This window comes from uncultured Campylobacter sp., from assembly GCF_937980635.1.
Lineage (GTDB): Bacteria > Campylobacterota > Campylobacteria > Campylobacterales > Campylobacteraceae > Campylobacter_B.
On the sequence record NZ_CALJPG010000023.1, the window covers coordinates 1 to 14,878 of the forward strand.

Sequence of the window (14,878 nt, forward strand, 5' to 3'; positions counted from 1 at the left end):
GAAGCGGCAGTGGGTTTATCTGACCGCAAAGCGTATGGCGTAGCGGCTAAAAAGAGCACAAGAGATAGATTTAAAGCAAATTTCACCCTATTTAAACGCCAGCATTATTATGCCTGCGCCGATGAGTGCTAACGCGAGCCATTCGCGAAGACTCGGGCGCTCGCCTAAAAAGATCACAGCGATGATTACAACGAGCACCACGCTTAGCTTATCGATCGGTGCTACTTGATAGGCTTTGCCGATTTGCAGGGCTTTGAAATATGCTAGCCACGATGCACCCGTCGCCAGCCCACTTAGTATCAAAAATACCCAGTTGCGAGGGGTTAGGCTCGATAACGGCTGCCAGGCTTTAGCGTAGCGTAGGAACACGGCGAGGCAAAAGGCGATGATGATCGTGCGGATAAAAGTCGCAAAGTGAGAGTTGATCCCTTCGAGTCCGATTTTTGCAAATATCGCAGTCAGCGCTGCAAAGAGTGCTGATGCAAGTGCCCAAACCGCCCATGTCTCCATGATATTCCTTTATGAAATGAATTATTGGATTATAGCCCTATTTAGGTAAAATTTCCTTATAATTTCGCGAGTGTCGCAGCAAAAAGCTAAATCGCGAGCGAGCAATCCTACGAAGGCGGCATTGAAATTTTAAAATTTTAGCTGCAAAATACGGCTAAATTTCAGTTCCGACAAGCAAAGCTCGCCTCGCGCGCTACCGAATGAGTTTGGGCGCCGTTTAAGTGGTGTGCCGCAAGACACGGTTCGCAGGAGTTGCTATAAAATTTCACTTTGGCAAGATAAAATTTTATCGAGGCAAGACGAGCTTTTCTCTGAATGCAAAATTTTATTTTAATTCAACAAAAGCACGACCGAATACGCCTTTCGCAAATCCAAACGCTATATAAATTCCCCCGAGCAGAAAGATCTGAATTTAAAAAATATTTATCGTTTGTATATAGAGTCTCAAGATTTCTACGAGGAGAGCTTATGAAAAAATTTCTACTCGCACTCATTGCGATATTCGTTTTAGCGGGCTGCGGCAGCGACCCGAAAGGTGTAGCCGAGGACTTCATCAGAGCCCTATACGAGGGCGATTCTAAGACTTTGGTGGATGCTATAGACATACCCGATAAGGACAGATCGGACGACGGCTCTATGCAGATGATAAACGGCAAACTGATGCAAATGGCAGGTGCCGGCAAGGAGGAGGCCTCCAAGCGCGAGGGGCTAAAGGGCGTCTCGGGCGAGCTGCAAAATAGCGACGAGGAATCGGCGCTCGTGAAAGTCGTCGTGTCTTTTAAAAACGGCACAAACCGCACCGAGAGCGTTAAACTCGTCAAAAAAGACGGCAAATGGAAGGTTGCGCTTTAGCCAAAAAGCTTCTCGTTTGTCTGATCTTTGCTCTGGGCAGCCTCGGCGAGCTTTGGACGCTCACGCGCGCGCCGGCCGCGAAAGAGCCGCTGCGGGTGCCGGATGAAATTTTATCAAATCTACGCACGGGCGATCTCGTCTTTCGCCTGGGCGACGTTACAGATAGCCGCATTATCGCGGCTACGACGGATTTTAAATACTCGCATATAGGCATGATCGTGCGCGAGCGCCCGCTTTTGGTGGTGCACGCCGTAACGGGTGAAGGCGAGCGAGACGGCGTCACGACCGTTTCGATGCGGGAGTTTTTGGCGCATGCACGAGACTTTGGCGCGGCGCGGATAAATTTTTTAAGTGAGGAGCAAAAGGCGCGCCTAGCCGCCTCTTTACTTAAGCGCGTCGGCGAGGGCTTTGCGCTAAGACCTCGCGGCGAAGCGAACCTATACTGCACGACGTTGCTCGAGCAAGAAATCTCTAAAATCACGGAATTTTCTCCGCAATATTTTAAGCTAAGCTTAGCCGTCCTGGGCGGCGAATATCTCGCGCCGAAGGCATTTTGGCACTACGGCGGCGTCGAAATTTTATACGAGCGGTAGGCGCGACTTAGCTTGGACCGGAATTTTGCGCGCTGTGTAAATTTAAATATCGCATCAATTTAAATCCGCGCATAAATAAAATTTAAGCTTAGAATTCTGCGCCGTAAAATTTTGGTCAAAATTTGTACGCTAAATTTTAAAATTCCGAAACGGCGTAAAATTTTACGTAATATAGAATTTCGTGGAGTACTAAATTACAAAATTCCACTAATTACTAAATTTGCAAAATTTGGTTGGCGTGGAATTTTATAGAGCGCGCAACTTGCAAAATTTCAAAAAGTAAAGCGCACCTGGCCTCTACAGCTCGCCGAAAAGCGCTTCGAGATTTTTAAGACCTTCTTCCTTGGAAACCTTTTTCTCACTCGCTGAGCCGGTTTCGATAAGCTCGATCTCGCAGCCGCACAGCATCGAGGCGAGGCGGATATTTAGACCATTTTTGCCGATCGCTTTGCTTTTTTGATCGGGGTTTACGTAGACGATCGCCTTGCCGTCTTGCGTTATTTTGACCGAGTTTACGATCGCTGGCGCCATCGCGCGAGTGATCAAAATTTCGGGGCTTGCGGAGTACTCGAACGCGTCAATGCTCTCGCCGCCGCTTCCGTCTTGCAAATTTTTGCTTAAAAATCTACTCACCGCGTCGATGCGAGCGCCTCCTTTGCCGACGGTAGCGCCTACCGGATCGACATTTGGCGAGACGGCGCTAAGTGCGATCTTAGCGCGCCTACCCGGAATCCTTGCGCAGGCTTGGATGATGACGCTGCCGTCTTTGATCTCGGGAACTTCGGCGGCGAGTAGGGCTTCTAGGAATTTCGGGCTGGTGCGCGAAAGTTCCAGCCGGATACCGTGGGATTTGTCGATGGCTACGTTTTTTATGACGGCTTGCAGCACGTCGCCCACTTTGAAATTTTCACCCTTGATGCGATTTTTTTGCGGCATGAAAGCCTTCGTATCCTCGATCTCTACGTAGGTTGTGCCGTCGTGATCGATCTTGGTGACCGTGCCGTGGGTGAGGGTGCCCACCTTGCTTTTATAGTTTTCAAAAATTTTCTCTTCAAGCAGCCTTTGGATGTGAAAATTTAGCTCTCTGGCTAGCACGCCGGAAGCCGTGTGGCCGAGGTTTTCTATATTTATTTCGTAGCTTAGCTCATCTCCGATCTCCGCGTTTTCGCCTATTTTTTTGGCTTCGCTCAGCGCGATGAAGTTGTGATCGCCGAGCCGCTCATCATCATCCGCGACGACGTGGACCTTTTGGTAAAGCTTAACGCGTTTGGTCTGTGGATCGACTTCGCTGTCGTAGAGATACTCCTCGCCGAAAAGTCTTTTTGCGGTCTGGATGAACGCCGTTTTGACGCGCTCTTTGACGTCTGCGGGCTCAAGCCCCTTTTCATTTGCAATCGACTCGATGATGTCGGTGATTTTTTCCATAAATTTTCCTTAAGATTTGATTTCGTGCTACTAAATTTGGATTTTAAATTTTGAAGTGCGGTATTATATGGAATTTTGACTTTATTTTTATTTAAACGAATTATTATCTAAATTTCGCTAAACTCGCGGGTTTAAAAAGATAAATGAAAGGATAGATCATGCAGCTAAAACTTGCCAGAACGGAGCTTGCCTCTAAGCCAAAAAGCGTTAAGATCGAGGATTTGCAAGCCCAAGTAGAAAAGAGCGGACAGAAAATATTTTATCTGGATAGAGAAAATTCTCAAAAAGATTTAGCCGCTTTGGTGGATTTTTTCGATACTAAGGGTTTTAGCGTGTATCAACGCATAGTGCGATACGGGCTGAACGAAAACGAGTATATGTACGAGGTGCATATCCTTTGAGCAAACTCCTCTTCATCCAGACCCTAGGTTGCGCGATGAACGTGCGCGATAGCGAGCATATTATCGCGCAGCTAAAAGAGCAAGATTACGAGATTACCGATGACGTAAATATTGCGGATCTGATCTTAATAAATACCTGCTCCGTGCGCGAAAAGCCCGTGCATAAGCTTTTTAGCGAGATCGGCGCATTCGATAAAGCGCGGAAAAGAGGCTCCAAAATCGGCGTTTGCGGCTGCACCGCAAGCCATCTGGGCGGAGAGATTTTTAAACGCGCGCCATTCGTGGATTTCGTACTGGGTGCTAGAAACGTATCTAAAATTTCACAAGCCGTACGTACGCCAAAATTTATCAGCACGGACATAAACTACGACGAGAGCGAGTTTGCATTCGGCGATTTCGCGAGCTCGCCATATAAATCATTCATAAACATAATGATCGGCTGTGACAAAAAGTGCTCCTACTGCATCGTGCCGCAGACTAGAGGCGATGAAATTTCGATCCCTGCTCAAATCATCTTGCGCGAAGCCGAAAGATCCGCAGCTCGCGGCGCCAAAGAGATATTTCTGCTCGGCCAAAACGTCAATAATTACGGCAAGCGCTTTTCTAATGCCCACGAAAAAATTGACTTCAGCGACCTGCTCGTGCGGCTTAGCAAGATAGAGGGCATCGAGCGCATCCGCTTTACCAGCCCGCATCCGCTGCATATGGACGATAAATTTTTGGACGTTTTTTGCAATAATCCTAAAATTTGCAAATCGATGCATATGCCGCTGCAAAGCGGCTCGAGTAAGGTTTTGCGCGATATGAAGCGCGGATATACCAAGCAGTGGTATCTAGATCGCGCGCTTAAACTGCGCAAGAGCTGCCCGGACGCGGCGATTAGCACCGACATCATCGTGGGCTATCCGAGCGAGAGCGAGGATGATTTTGCTGAGACGATGGAGGTATTAGAGGCGGTGAAATTCGAGCAGGTTTTTTCCTTTAAATTTAGCCCGAGACCGCTCACGCCCGCAGCAAATTTAAAGCCGCTGGATGATGAAATTTCAAGCGAAAGGCTAAGCAGGCTGCAAAGCGCTCACGCTAAAATTTTAGACGAGATCGCAGGGGCGCAAAAAGATAAAATTTTCGACGTATATTTCGAGGAACTGCGCGAGGACGGCACCGCGTGCGGTAGAAGCTTTTCAAATTTTTTAATCTGCGCGCAAGGCGGCGAGGAGCTGCTAGGCAAAACGCGCAGAGTACGTATCGAAAAGACCGCCAGAATGGCGCTTTATGGAAAAGTTATCGCTTAAAAAGCGGCTATTTTTCCGCGTCGCCGAATATCTCATTTTTATCCTGATTTGGTGTATTTTTTTAACGTGCAGGGTTAAATTTACCTCCACGAAGCTGCCTGAAAAGCCCTGCGTCGTCGTATTTTGGCATGGAAGACTGGCGATGATGAGCTTTGCTTATAGGCGCTGGTGGCTGCGGGATTTCGGCAGCAAGCGACGCGCCAAGGTCATCATCTCGGATCACAAAGACGGCGAGATAATCACGCGCGTGATCTCGCATTTTGGCATCGGCGCGATCCGCGGCAGTAGCTTTAAGGGCGGCGCGCGCGCACTTATGGGTGCGATCAAAGAGATAAAAAGCGGCACCGACATCGTCATCACTCCCGACGGTCCGCGGGGTCCGCTTCACAGCGTCGCCGACGGTGCCGTGATCCTTGCGCAGCGGCTAAACTTAGATATTTACGCGCTAAATTACGAAGCGAGCAGTTTTTGGAAATTTCGCAGCTGGGACGAGATGGTGTTGCCAAAGCCGTTTTCGCGCATAAATTACAGCCTCAGCGCACCGCTAAGCTTAGCAGGGCTTGACCTTGATGCGGGCAAAGAGGCGATCAGGCAACTGCTTTTTGCAAGCGCCGAGAAGGACGCTAAATTTTAGTTTGAAATAATAGTGTTTCGATATAATTACAATTTTAGGAGAAAAAATGGCACTATTTAAAGCAAAATCATTCCTCGGCGTCGCTAAAAGTGCCGACGCATGCGAGTTTTTTTATAGAAAATTGGGCTTTGGTAAAAGAATTTTGGATGAGAAATCCGATCGTTTTCCCATCGCGCAAGAAAATGATCTGGCTACCTCGCTGGCGGGCTTTGCGGATCTGAGTGATAAAAATTTAATCTCTTGTGTGCTGATAGACGACGAAAATCAAAGAGTGCATTTTAACGAAGATTATATGATTAAAGAAAATAGCATTTATCAAAAAGTCGATGATAGCTTCATAGTGGAATTTCCTCGCGCAAGTGCACAGGCGGCGGATGAGACTTTTGGAATAGAATTTAACTCGCACGCTAGTTTATTTAAAATTTTATACTTCTTGCTAAAAAATCAAAGCGATTTTGAAAACATGGCGATGTTTGCGCTGAAATTTAATAACCGCGCATGTTTCGTCGTCGCCAACCAAGAGCGCGTGCTCTACGCCGACATAATGCGTATCGACGAGGAGATGCAGGCAGCGATGAGCGATACTGACGAGCTATTTTACGAGCTTTTAAATTTTCAAATCGAGACCTTCTATAAATCCGAAAATAGCGAGTTTCTCACCAATGTTTTCATCTACTCAGATGGCACGCTTAGCAACGAGATCGGTTATGTGATTTTTACGCGCATCTTCATCAAAACAAATCTGATAAATCTAAATTTCGCCGATTACATCAACAAAATCGCAATGCTGGAAGCCCGCTAGATCAAATTTTTCGCTCCGTACCTAGGCAGAATTTTAAAATTTTATCTTTGCAGTATTGCGCTTGCTCGGTACGATTTGGTTGCTTGTTCGCGGTTGCGTTTTGTTAAATTTATTTTGCGTTGCAGAATGGAATTTTGACTGGGCAAAATCATCGGCATTTTAAACGGCTCGCTTTTAAATTTAAGCTTATTTGCCGCAAAGGGCCCGTCTTGCGCCGTAAATTTTATCTTTTTCACGAATCCAGATTAATTTTGCGTAAAAAATTTTCTATCAAAGCTCGCCTTTGCTCCACGTCGTCGCTTTCGCTAATGCCCTCTAGCTCGCTTGCGTGATGGGCCTTGGGCGGGATATCTTTCAGATACGACCACACCTCGTCTTCGCTTAAAATTTTGCCGTGCAGATCAAAGCCCACGTTTAGCGCCCTGCCCGAAACTTCAGCCATATCTGCGTGCAGGTGACCGTAGAGCATCAGCGCGCCATAATGGCAGTTTGCCCACTCGATCATCGGGTAGTGAGACAGAGCCGCTCTCTTATGCGATAGGCGTACAAAGGCGTAGCCCACGATCTGCTCAAACATAAAATTGCCGTCCGCCTTGCGTCCGCTTAGCAGTTCGTTTTTCATCGCAGCGATGCGCCCGTCGTGGTTACCGAGCACCAAAAAATGTCGCCCGTTTAGTCTGCGAAGTAACTCGCAAGTGTGCGCAACATCCTTGTGAAAGGAGACATCGCCGAGATTATAGACGAGATCCTCTGGCGTAACGAGCGCATTCCAAGCGGCAATGAGATTTTCATCCATTTCGGCTACGTTTGCGCCTTTTCTAAAATTCGGATATTTTTTCAGCACCAGCTCGTGGCCGAAGTGCAGATCGGAGGTAAAATAAACGCTCATAAAAGCTCCTCAAATAGCGCAAGATCCGCTCCCACGGCAAATAAAAATCCGCGGTTTATCGGCGGGATTTTTAGGGTGCGGCACGCTTCTTTAAATTTCTTGTCCATCGCTGGCTTAACGTAAGGCGTCACAAAGATAAAATTTGCGCCAGCTCCGACGGCTACCTTGCCGCCTAGCACGCAGTCAGCGCCGCTTTCCAGGCAGCGCGCGCATTCGTTTCGCTGCGCCGAGCTTAGCACGAGCTCTAGCCGCTTGCAGGCAAGACCCACGCCGCGAATCTCGTTTGCACCACGTTTTACGAGATAAATTTTAGGCGCCGGATTAGAAATTTCGGGAGTTAAATTTAACGCGTCGGTCTCCAAAAACTCAAAGCTCTTTTTTACGCCGCTAAAGTACTCGTTTAAAAACGGCTCGCTGAATTTAGCGCGAACAAATCCACGTTTAAACAGGTCCGTTAAATTCGTCTCGTCGGTGAAGTATTTTAGGTTTCGCTCACACAAAAACTGCTCCAGCTCGCACTTTCGAACGCCTAGAAGCGGACGAGCGATCACGTAGTCCTCGCGGGCTTCGATCTCCTGCATGCCAAGCAGCTCGCTAAGCCCAGCACCGCGCCCAAGCTGCATCAAAAACCACTCGAATTTATCGTCAAACTGATGCGCTAAGATCAAATTTTCATATCCATGCTCGCGGCAAATATCGGCGAAAAACTCGTATCTTGCCGCGCGTGCCTCGTGCTCGAAATTTGACGCGCCCAGACGCACGCTTTTTACGTAGATTTGTTTGTTAAATTTAAGCGCAAGCTGTCTTGCCGAGGCGACCTCGTCCTTGCTCTGCGCGCGGACGTTATAATCCACGATCGTAAGGTCAAATTTCACGCCCGCCTCGTCCAGAAGGTAAAAAAGCGCCGTACTATCGACGCCGTGTGAAAAGGCAAGTAGGTTTTTGCCGGTCCGCAGCAAGGCTAGAATTTTGCTTGGAATTTCGGGCGAGTTTTTCATTGTCCTTGCGAGCTTTTTAGTACTCGCGCGAGTAGCCTATCGCCTGCGAATTCCGTGATTTCGCACTCGTATAGACCGCCTACTTTTAGATTTTGCACGTAGCTTTCGTTGATTAAAATTTCGCCGTCGATGTCCTTGTCCCATGCAAGAGGCTTAGCGCCGTAAAAAAACTCGCCCTCGCTGCTGGCGCCTTCGATTATTAGGGGCATCTTTTTGCCTACGAGCGCGCGCATGCTATTATCTATCGCCTCGCGCGTGATTTTTTCGATTTTATTTAGGCGGCGGCTAATTGTCCGCGCAGGGATCTGCGGCATCGTAAAGCTCGCCGTATCCTCCTCCTTGCTGTAAGCAAAAGCCGAAATTCTATCAAATTTAAACTCCTGCAAAAAGTCGCAAAGCTCGTCAAATTCGGCTTCACCCTCGCCAGGGTGCCCCACTATGACGCCCGTGCGGAGGAACGAGTTTGGCGCTGCACGCATTAAGCTTAAAAGCTCTTTGATCCGCGCCGCGCCTGCGCCGCGCTTCATCAGGCTTAGCATTTTGTCGTTTATGTGTTGGATCGGCATGTCGAAGTAGTTTGCGAAAACGGGTGAGTCCACGATCGCGCGGATGAGCCGCTCGTCGGTGCTGGTGGGGTAAAGATACAGCACGCGCGCGACCTTGACGCCCTTTATTTTTTCGACGCGTTTTATCAGTGTGACAAGATCTATGTCCTGCTCGTGGGCTCTTTCGTCGTCCGCACTCTCGCCGCCAGAGCCCTTATCGCAGACGAGTCTACTTTGAGTGGAAATTCTATCTGCCGCGCCGCCGCTTGAGCCATCGGAATTCTGCCCGTCGCGAAAGAATGCGGAATTTAACTTATCGCGAGAGCCTTTAAAATTTGATCCGCCGTTTTTGCCGCGCCTTAGATCGCGGCCGTAGCTGCTGGAATCCTGCGCGATAAAGCTGAAATCGTAAAATCCGCGCGCTACCAAGCCGCGCACCTCCGCTTCGATGTCGTCTATACTGCGGCTTTTTAGGCGGCCTTTGAAGCTCGGAATGGCGCAGAAAGAGCATTTTTGATTACAGCCTTCCGAAATTTTAACGTAAGCGTGGTAGTTTGAGCCCGTTATCACGCGTGAAGAGGTAAGCGCGGGACTTTGCAGATAGGTTTGCGGGCTAAATAAATTCTGCTTTTTTAAAATCATCTCATCGATTTTATCGTAGTCGCCGACGCCGCTAAAAATATCGACCTCGGGCAGTTCGCGCATAAGCTCGTCCTTGTAGCGCTGCATAAGGCAGCCCGTGACGATCAGCAGCGCGCCGCTTTTTTTCTGCTCGCTAAGTTTCAAAATCGTGCGGATACTCTCCTGCTTGGCGCTTGCGATGAAGCCGCAGGTATTTACGATCATCACGTCTGCACTCGCAGGCTCATCCGTGAGCTCATAGTTTTGCAAGCGCCCAAGCATGATCTCGCTATCAACTAAATTCTTATTACAGCCCAGCGAGACGAGATGGAGTTTTGCCATTTTACAGCCAGATATTATCGATCAGGCGGGTTGTGCCGACCTTTGCGGCAAGCAGGATTATCGTATCGCCTTGCTTGATCTGCGAAATTTCATTAAATTTATAATCTACGAACGCTATGTAATCAACCGCCAGCGGCTCAAGCACGCTAAGCATCTTTTCGCGGATGATATTTAGGCTGATCTCGCCTTTTTTAATAAGCGAGCTGGCGTTTAGCAAGGAGCGCGAAAGCTTAAGCGCCATAAGCTTTCCCTCCTCATCCAAATAGGCGTTGCGCGAGCTAAGCGCGAGCCCATCGCTCTCGCGCACGATTTCACAAGGGATGATATTTATAGGCATAAAAAAGCTCTTTACCATCTTCTGCACGATGAAAAGCTGCTGGGTGTCCTTTTTGCCCATATAAACGTTGCTAGGACGAGTTAGATTAAAAAGCTTATTTAATACCTTAAGCACGCCGTCGAAGTGCCCAGGGCGCGTTTTGCCTTCTAAAATTTCACTTATCGGCTTAGGTGCTATTATCGCTGGCTCCTCCGTGCCGTAAATTTCATCCGTGCTTGGGATAAAAAGCGCGTTCACATCGAGGCTTTCGCAAATTTTAATATCGCCCGCTTCGTTTTTTGGGTAGCTGTTTAGATCCTCGCCGGGCAAAAACTGCGCCGGATTGAGGAATGCGGAGACGATTACGATGTCGTTTTCGTTCCGCGCTCTTTTTATGAGGCTCGCATGCCCTGCGTGCAAAGCCCCCATCGTAGGTACGAAGCCCACGCTGCCGCTTGCTGATGCTCTGAAGCTTTTTAGCTCCTCTATGCTTCTAATAATTTGCATTGTTCTCTCTTTTCAATATAAAATATTAAGGCTGGCAATTATATCAAAAAATATTAAAGGTATAAATTAAGCGCGAAAGGGCGGTCTATTTAGCGAGCGTTAATCAATGAGTACTAAAATCTATCACGAGCTTTAGCTTTAAAATAAACTTGAAAAGGAGCGAAAATGGCTACTCAAGAGATAAATTTAGAGTCTTTGAAAAAGGATATAGACTCTTTGAAAGCGGATTTTAAGGAGATTATGAAGTCCATCAAAAACATAGGCGCAGAGCGTGCGGAGTCTGCTAAAGATAAAATTCTAGATCAGCTAAATAGCAATGAGATCAAAAAATATATAGATGATCTAAGGCTCAAAGGCAAAGATGGCATAGAAAGCGTAAATGACACGATAAAACAAGATCCGATAAAAAGCATCGCTATCGCTGCGGGCGTCGGATTTTTGCTCGCTTGGCTGCTTAAAAAATAATGGCTGGCATATCTGAATTTATAGTTTCGGTAGTAGAGCTCGTAGACGCTCAAGCTAGTGATATTAGGCGTTCTTTTTTAAAGAGCGCCAATTCGGTTTTATTAAATATAATTACGGGCGTAATTTGCATTATAGGCTTAGTTTTCTTTTTGCTAGGGCTGTATGTGCTTCTTGAAAAAACTATCGGAGAAATTTGGGCGTATTTTGCCTGCTCTGCTGTAGCTTTTTTATCTTCAATTATCGTATACAAGGTATTCCGTGCAAAGTGATATAACAAAAGAAAAGCTAAGAGTAGTGGTGTCTATGCTTGAAGACAAAAAAGCCGATTGTAAAAAGTTAAAGCTAGAAGAAGCAAAGCTAAAACTGCTATTGAACGACCCTTTGCCCGATCTCTCGACGGAGCTTAAACTGATTAATCACGGTAATATTAAGCAGGTTTTGATATCCATAATAGATAAATGCTTAATAATGCCCGCCTTAAATAAAATTTTATAAACAACCTTAATCCAAAATATGTTATAATCACGCCAAAAGCATAAAAAGGTCTTAAATTTTGGATAATTACGAATACACGGAACTTTTAAAAACCCTAAATACTAAAGTCGAAAATATTGCAGGCGTCGTAAAACCGGAGAACATTAAAGCGCGCCTAAAAGAGATCGAGGAGCTTGAAAACGATCAAAATCTCTGGCAGGACGTCGCAAAAGCAGGCGCTATCGGCAAGGAAAAAACTAAAATTTCAAATATCTTAAATAAATTTCTAAACGCTAAAAACGCCGTAGACGACGCGAAGGGCTTATATGAGCTGGCAAACTCGGAAAACGATGAGGAGACGATAAACTCGCTTTTTGCTGAGGCGGACGAGCTAGAGGACAAGATCATAAATTTAGAAATTTCTATGATGCTTAGCGGCGAAAACGACGATAAAAACGCTATCGTCAGCATTCATCCGGGCGCGGGCGGTACGGAGAGCAACGACTGGGCGAGTATGCTATACCGCATGTATCTGCGCTTTTGCGAGCGAGAGGGCTTTAAGATCGAGGTTTTAGACTTTCAAGAGGGCGAGGAAGCGGGTCTTAAGGACGTTAGCTTCATCGTGCGCGGCGAGAACGCCTACGGATATCTGAAAGCCGAAAACGGTATCCATCGCCTGGTGCGCGTAAGCCCATTCGATAGTGCAGGGCGCAGACACACGAGCTTTTCAAGCGTGATGGTAAGCCCCGAGCTAAATGATGATATCGAGATAAATATCGAAGAGAAGGATATCCGCATCGATGTGTTTCGCGCAAGCGGCGCAGGCGGGCAGCATATCAATAAAACCGAAAGTGCCGTGCGCATCACGCACATCCCGACGGGCATCGTAGTAAACTGCCAAAACGACAGAAGCCAACACAAAAACAAAGAAACGGCGATGAAGGTGCTAAAGTCGCGCCTTTACGAGCTTGAGCTGATGAAACAGCGCGAAAAGGACGAGAACACGCCTAAAAGCGAGATTGGCTGGGGGCACCAGATCCGCTCCTACGTACTTTTCCCGTATCAACAGGTTAAGGATAACCGCAGCGGCGAGGCGTATAGCCAAACCGATGCGATTTTAGACGGCGATATAAAAAGCATAATCGAAGGCGTTTTGATTTCACAAGCGAACAGATAAATTTTTTTCGAAAGGATGAGAATGAGTGAAGATGGAATTTTGCTAGCGCTAGGATATAGCGTAAACGACGCGACGGTCGCACAGCTGCGAGGAATTTTATCGAAGTGCGATTTTGAGGATAACGAGCTTGATCGCATCGTGGGGCTGAACGATAAGCTTAAAATTTACGGTGCGCACGTGGCGATGTCGAATTCAAACCCGTATTTTAAGATCAAAAACGATGCTACAAATGAGGAGCGCAAGACCGCTGCGGAGCAGATTATCCGCTCTTGGTCGGAAAAATTTAAGCTCAAGCTGCAAAAGGTCGCGGGCAAAGAGACCTATTACGTTTTGGGTCGCCAAATTTCAAAAAATTAAGGAGCAAAATATGAAAAAAATTCTAGCTTTGATCGCCGCCGGAGTATTTTTGGCAGGCTGCGTTAGCAATGCGCCAAAGAGCGCAGTCGATGCGCCAAAGAGCGGCAAATATTCTTTCGCCGACGTTCAAGACGGTATCCGTGCGATGAACCTACAAGGCAGCGTCGTGCAAAGCGATGCATGCAAAAACGGCAATGGCGCAATGTGTCTAAATTTTGCGGATTCTATGTATTCCAAGCACGACTATGCTTCCGCTGCTAACGCCTACAACGCTGCGTGCACGCTCTCTCAAAACTTCCCTGCTTGCCAGAAGCTCGCAGCGATGTTTGAAAAAGGTGAGGGTGTGGAGCAAAACAAATTTAACGCCATTGATCTATACCGCATCTCGTGCTATTACGGCTACAAGGACGCGTGCGCAAATATGCGCCGTTTAGGATATAATGGCTAAGGCTTTGGTATTTAAATTTTAAAATTCTATTTTAGATTTACTCGCTACCAATGAGCTGCTTTCAAATTCCATTCCGCCGTATCGCGGGATGGAATTTGTTGCATGAAATTCTGTTATCTAGCCGCAATAGCTAAAATTTTCCTTGCCTTCTCAATTTCCTTCCATAACATACGCCTTTAAAATTTAAATTTTCTAAATTCTATTTTTTCGTTAAAAATTGACATCGTGCGAGCTAGATTGCTTATATCTTTTTGCATCGTCTGCATAAAATAATCTCTCAGCTGCAGATACTCCTCTTTATTTGCCATCAAGATATTTAGTATCTCGACCTCAGCGTTTTCCTTATAAAGCACGAGCTGATCGTGAAGACCGAAAAAGCTAAGACTGCCGTTAAGTAGATGCATATAGGCTTTGGTAGTTAAAATGGAAAAGCAAAAAGTAAAAATTATCGCCACGCCATTGATCGGCTCTCCCGTCGTATAGCAGCCGAGCAAAAACCAAAGAACAAGAAAGGCCTTTATATAAATAGGTATTTTTTGTTTCCAGCTCCATCTCCAATCAAAGCTTAAAGCCATAGCGCCGATTGTATTTATCTCGAACGTTTTACGAATCTTATTTTTATTGTAATATAAAATTTTATCGTTATAAAACACGAAGTACGCGCCGTCTCTATTCATAAAATTTGTTACGAATATTACCAAGACCAAAGGAAGGAGGCGAAACATTTTAATGTTTATGGGATTTACGATAGTGGCAAATGCAAGCGCTACTAACAAGCCTACCATAGTAGGAACTATAGAATATTTCATATAGTCATAATAAGTATGATCTTTTATGATTAACGGATTTTTGTCGTAATCTCTGGCTTTGGAATTTTGCTGTAAAGAGCCGCTATCATCCGAGATAAAATTTTGCGGCTCTGCATTGTTTTCAAAGGCAGAATTCTGAGCCGCTTCGGTTTCTAAATTTAAAGCGTCAGTAGCGAAATTCGGTGCTTTGGAATTCAGAGATTCGAAATTCGGAGGTTCAGAATTCAGGGATTCAGAATTTAAAACTTCAGAATTCGAAACTTCAAAATTTGAGACTTCGGAATTTTTGGTTTCAAAATTCGAGGCTTTAGAATTTTCGCCGTTAAAATTTTGTTCCAAGCCCCGCTTTGGCTCCTGATGTCGCTTTTGTAGTAGCTTTCTTAATTCATCTAGCCTGCTTTGATCCATTCTTGCCCCCGAT

Annotated in this window: 18 protein-coding genes; 11 read left to right on the forward strand and 7 right to left on the reverse strand. The window is 46.4% G+C overall.

Features of this window, described 5'->3' with window-relative positions:
* Nucleotides 1-87: 87 nt before the first annotated feature.
* Nucleotides 88-510: an EamA family transporter gene (locus Q0460_RS06450; protein ID WP_299086010.1), complete on the reverse strand. Its 423-nt coding sequence runs from the start codon at nucleotides 508-510 to the stop codon at nucleotides 88-90.
* A gap of 468 nt (nucleotides 511-978) precedes the next feature.
* Between Q0460_RS06450 and Q0460_RS06455 the strand changes: the two genes are divergently transcribed.
* Nucleotides 979-1,362, forward strand: a complete 384-nt coding sequence (locus Q0460_RS06455) for a DUF4878 domain-containing protein (RefSeq protein ID WP_299086011.1) — start codon at nucleotides 979-981, stop codon at nucleotides 1,360-1,362.
* Complete coding sequence (locus Q0460_RS06460) at nucleotides 1,344-1,955, forward strand: YiiX/YebB-like N1pC/P60 family cysteine hydrolase (protein WP_299086012.1); 612 nt, start codon at nucleotides 1,344-1,346, stop codon at nucleotides 1,953-1,955. Before Q0460_RS06455 ends, Q0460_RS06460 begins: the two co-directional genes overlap by 19 nt.
* Nucleotides 1,956-2,252: 297 nt before the next feature.
* On the opposite strand, the gene nusA is transcribed toward Q0460_RS06460, so the two are convergent.
* Entirely contained in the window at nucleotides 2,253-3,380 is a 1,128-nt protein-coding gene (nusA, locus tag Q0460_RS06465) for a transcription termination factor NusA (RefSeq protein ID WP_299086013.1), read from the reverse strand.
* 158 nt (nucleotides 3,381-3,538) lie between these two features.
* On the opposite strand from nusA, the gene Q0460_RS06470 reads away from it, so the two are divergent.
* The 4 genes from Q0460_RS06470 to Q0460_RS06485 are packed head-to-tail and all read left to right on the forward strand — an operon-like array spanning nucleotide 3,539 to nucleotide 6,509.
* Complete coding sequence (locus Q0460_RS06470) at nucleotides 3,539-3,781, forward strand: HP0268 family nuclease (RefSeq protein WP_005870077.1); 243 nt, start codon at nucleotides 3,539-3,541, stop codon at nucleotides 3,779-3,781.
* On the forward strand, nucleotides 3,778-5,073 hold the full coding sequence (gene miaB / locus Q0460_RS06475) for a tRNA (N6-isopentenyl adenosine(37)-C2)-methylthiotransferase MiaB (RefSeq protein ID WP_299086014.1): 1,296 nt from the start codon (nucleotides 3,778-3,780) through the stop codon (nucleotides 5,071-5,073). The genes Q0460_RS06470 and miaB overlap by 4 nt, the downstream gene beginning before the upstream one ends.
* Nucleotides 5,054-5,707, forward strand: coding sequence for a lysophospholipid acyltransferase family protein (locus tag Q0460_RS06480; protein ID WP_299086015.1), 654 nt, complete (start codon nucleotides 5,054-5,056; stop codon nucleotides 5,705-5,707). The genes miaB and Q0460_RS06480 overlap by 20 nt, the downstream gene beginning before the upstream one ends.
* 46 nt (nucleotides 5,708-5,753) lie before the next feature.
* Complete coding sequence (locus Q0460_RS06485) at nucleotides 5,754-6,509, forward strand: hypothetical protein (protein WP_299086016.1); 756 nt, start codon at nucleotides 5,754-5,756, stop codon at nucleotides 6,507-6,509.
* A gap of 232 nt (nucleotides 6,510-6,741) precedes the next feature.
* On the opposite strand, the gene Q0460_RS06490 is transcribed toward Q0460_RS06485, so the two are convergent.
* Genes Q0460_RS06490 through panC form a run of 4 tightly spaced genes read right to left on the reverse strand, consistent with a single transcriptional unit; the run spans nucleotide 6,742 to nucleotide 10,727 of the window.
* A complete protein-coding gene (locus Q0460_RS06490; protein ID WP_299086017.1) occupies nucleotides 6,742-7,398 on the reverse strand; it encodes a metallophosphoesterase in 657 nt (218 codons plus the stop codon).
* Nucleotides 7,395-8,396: a tRNA lysidine(34) synthetase TilS gene (tilS, locus tag Q0460_RS06495; protein WP_299086018.1), complete on the reverse strand. Its 1,002-nt coding sequence runs from the start codon at nucleotides 8,394-8,396 to the stop codon at nucleotides 7,395-7,397. Before tilS ends, Q0460_RS06490 begins: the two co-directional genes overlap by 4 nt.
* Complete coding sequence (locus tag Q0460_RS06500) at nucleotides 8,393-9,904, reverse strand: MiaB/RimO family radical SAM methylthiotransferase (protein WP_299086019.1); 1,512 nt, start codon at nucleotides 9,902-9,904, stop codon at nucleotides 8,393-8,395. Before Q0460_RS06500 ends, tilS begins: the two co-directional genes overlap by 4 nt.
* Nucleotide 9,905: 1 nt before the next feature.
* Nucleotides 9,906-10,727: a pantoate--beta-alanine ligase gene (panC, locus tag Q0460_RS06505; RefSeq protein WP_299086020.1), complete on the reverse strand. Its 822-nt coding sequence runs from the start codon at nucleotides 10,725-10,727 to the stop codon at nucleotides 9,906-9,908.
* Nucleotides 10,728-10,892: 165 nt separating this feature from the next.
* Here panC and Q0460_RS06510 point away from each other — a divergent pair, with 165 nt between their 5' ends.
* The 5 genes from Q0460_RS06510 (at nucleotide 10,893) to Q0460_RS06530 (ending at nucleotide 13,648) form a co-directional block, all read left to right on the forward strand.
* On the forward strand, nucleotides 10,893-11,192 hold the full coding sequence (locus Q0460_RS06510; RefSeq protein ID WP_299086021.1) for a DUF883 domain-containing protein: 300 nt from the start codon (nucleotides 10,893-10,895) through the stop codon (nucleotides 11,190-11,192).
* Between the two features lie 258 nt (nucleotides 11,193-11,450).
* A complete protein-coding gene (locus tag Q0460_RS06515; protein ID WP_299086022.1) occupies nucleotides 11,451-11,687 on the forward strand; it encodes a hypothetical protein in 237 nt (78 codons plus the stop codon).
* A gap of 58 nt (nucleotides 11,688-11,745) precedes the next feature.
* Nucleotides 11,746-12,843 (forward strand): peptide chain release factor 2, encoded by a 1,098-nt coding sequence (prfB, locus tag Q0460_RS06520; protein ID WP_298026962.1) that lies wholly within the window; start codon nucleotides 11,746-11,748, stop codon nucleotides 12,841-12,843.
* Nucleotides 12,844-12,864: 21 nt separating this feature from the next.
* On the forward strand, nucleotides 12,865-13,200 hold the full coding sequence (locus tag Q0460_RS06525) for a type II secretion system protein (protein ID WP_297961307.1): 336 nt from the start codon (nucleotides 12,865-12,867) through the stop codon (nucleotides 13,198-13,200).
* A 10-nt stretch (nucleotides 13,201-13,210) separates the two neighbouring features.
* Complete coding sequence (locus Q0460_RS06530; protein ID WP_005870060.1) at nucleotides 13,211-13,648, forward strand: hypothetical protein; 438 nt, start codon at nucleotides 13,211-13,213, stop codon at nucleotides 13,646-13,648.
* A gap of 176 nt (nucleotides 13,649-13,824) precedes the next feature.
* On the opposite strand, the gene Q0460_RS06535 is transcribed toward Q0460_RS06530, so the two are convergent.
* Nucleotides 13,825-14,865: a hypothetical protein gene (locus Q0460_RS06535; protein WP_299086023.1), complete on the reverse strand. Its 1,041-nt coding sequence runs from the start codon at nucleotides 14,863-14,865 to the stop codon at nucleotides 13,825-13,827.
* Nucleotides 14,866-14,878: the final 13 nt, after the last annotated feature.

Bases quoted from the DNA above. Each gene is read 5' to 3' on its own strand.
- Q0460_RS06500 (WP_299086019.1), bottom strand. From the start codon at position 9,904: ATGGCAAAACTCCATCTCGTCTCGCTGGGCTGTAATAAGAATTTAGTT.
- Q0460_RS06485 (WP_299086016.1), top strand. From the start codon at position 5,754: ATGGCACTATTTAAAGCAAAATCATTCCTCGGCGTCGCTAAAAGTGCC.
- Q0460_RS06490 (WP_299086017.1), bottom strand. From the start codon at position 7,398: ATGAGCGTTTATTTTACCTCCGATCTGCACTTCGGCCACGAGCTGGTG.
- Q0460_RS06525 (WP_297961307.1), top strand. From the start codon at position 12,865: ATGAGTGAAGATGGAATTTTGCTAGCGCTAGGATATAGCGTAAACGAC.
- Q0460_RS06470 (WP_005870077.1), top strand. From the start codon at position 3,539: ATGCAGCTAAAACTTGCCAGAACGGAGCTTGCCTCTAAGCCAAAAAGC.
- Q0460_RS06480 (WP_299086015.1), top strand. From the start codon at position 5,054: ATGGAAAAGTTATCGCTTAAAAAGCGGCTATTTTTCCGCGTCGCCGAA.
- Q0460_RS06530 (WP_005870060.1), top strand. From the start codon at position 13,211: ATGAAAAAAATTCTAGCTTTGATCGCCGCCGGAGTATTTTTGGCAGGC.
- Q0460_RS06535 (WP_299086023.1), bottom strand. From the start codon at position 14,865: ATGGATCAAAGCAGGCTAGATGAATTAAGAAAGCTACTACAAAAGCGA.
- panC (WP_299086020.1), bottom strand. From the start codon at position 10,727: ATGCAAATTATTAGAAGCATAGAGGAGCTAAAAAGCTTCAGAGCATCA.
- Q0460_RS06450 (WP_299086010.1), bottom strand. From the start codon at position 510: ATGGAGACATGGGCGGTTTGGGCACTTGCATCAGCACTCTTTGCAGCG.
- tilS (WP_299086018.1), bottom strand. From the start codon at position 8,396: ATGAAAAACTCGCCCGAAATTCCAAGCAAAATTCTAGCCTTGCTGCGG.
- Q0460_RS06455 (WP_299086011.1), top strand. From the start codon at position 979: ATGAAAAAATTTCTACTCGCACTCATTGCGATATTCGTTTTAGCGGGC.
- nusA (WP_299086013.1), bottom strand. From the start codon at position 3,380: ATGGAAAAAATCACCGACATCATCGAGTCGATTGCAAATGAAAAGGGG.
- Q0460_RS06510 (WP_299086021.1), top strand. From the start codon at position 10,893: ATGGCTACTCAAGAGATAAATTTAGAGTCTTTGAAAAAGGATATAGAC.
- Q0460_RS06460 (WP_299086012.1), top strand. From the start codon at position 1,344: ATGGAAGGTTGCGCTTTAGCCAAAAAGCTTCTCGTTTGTCTGATCTTT.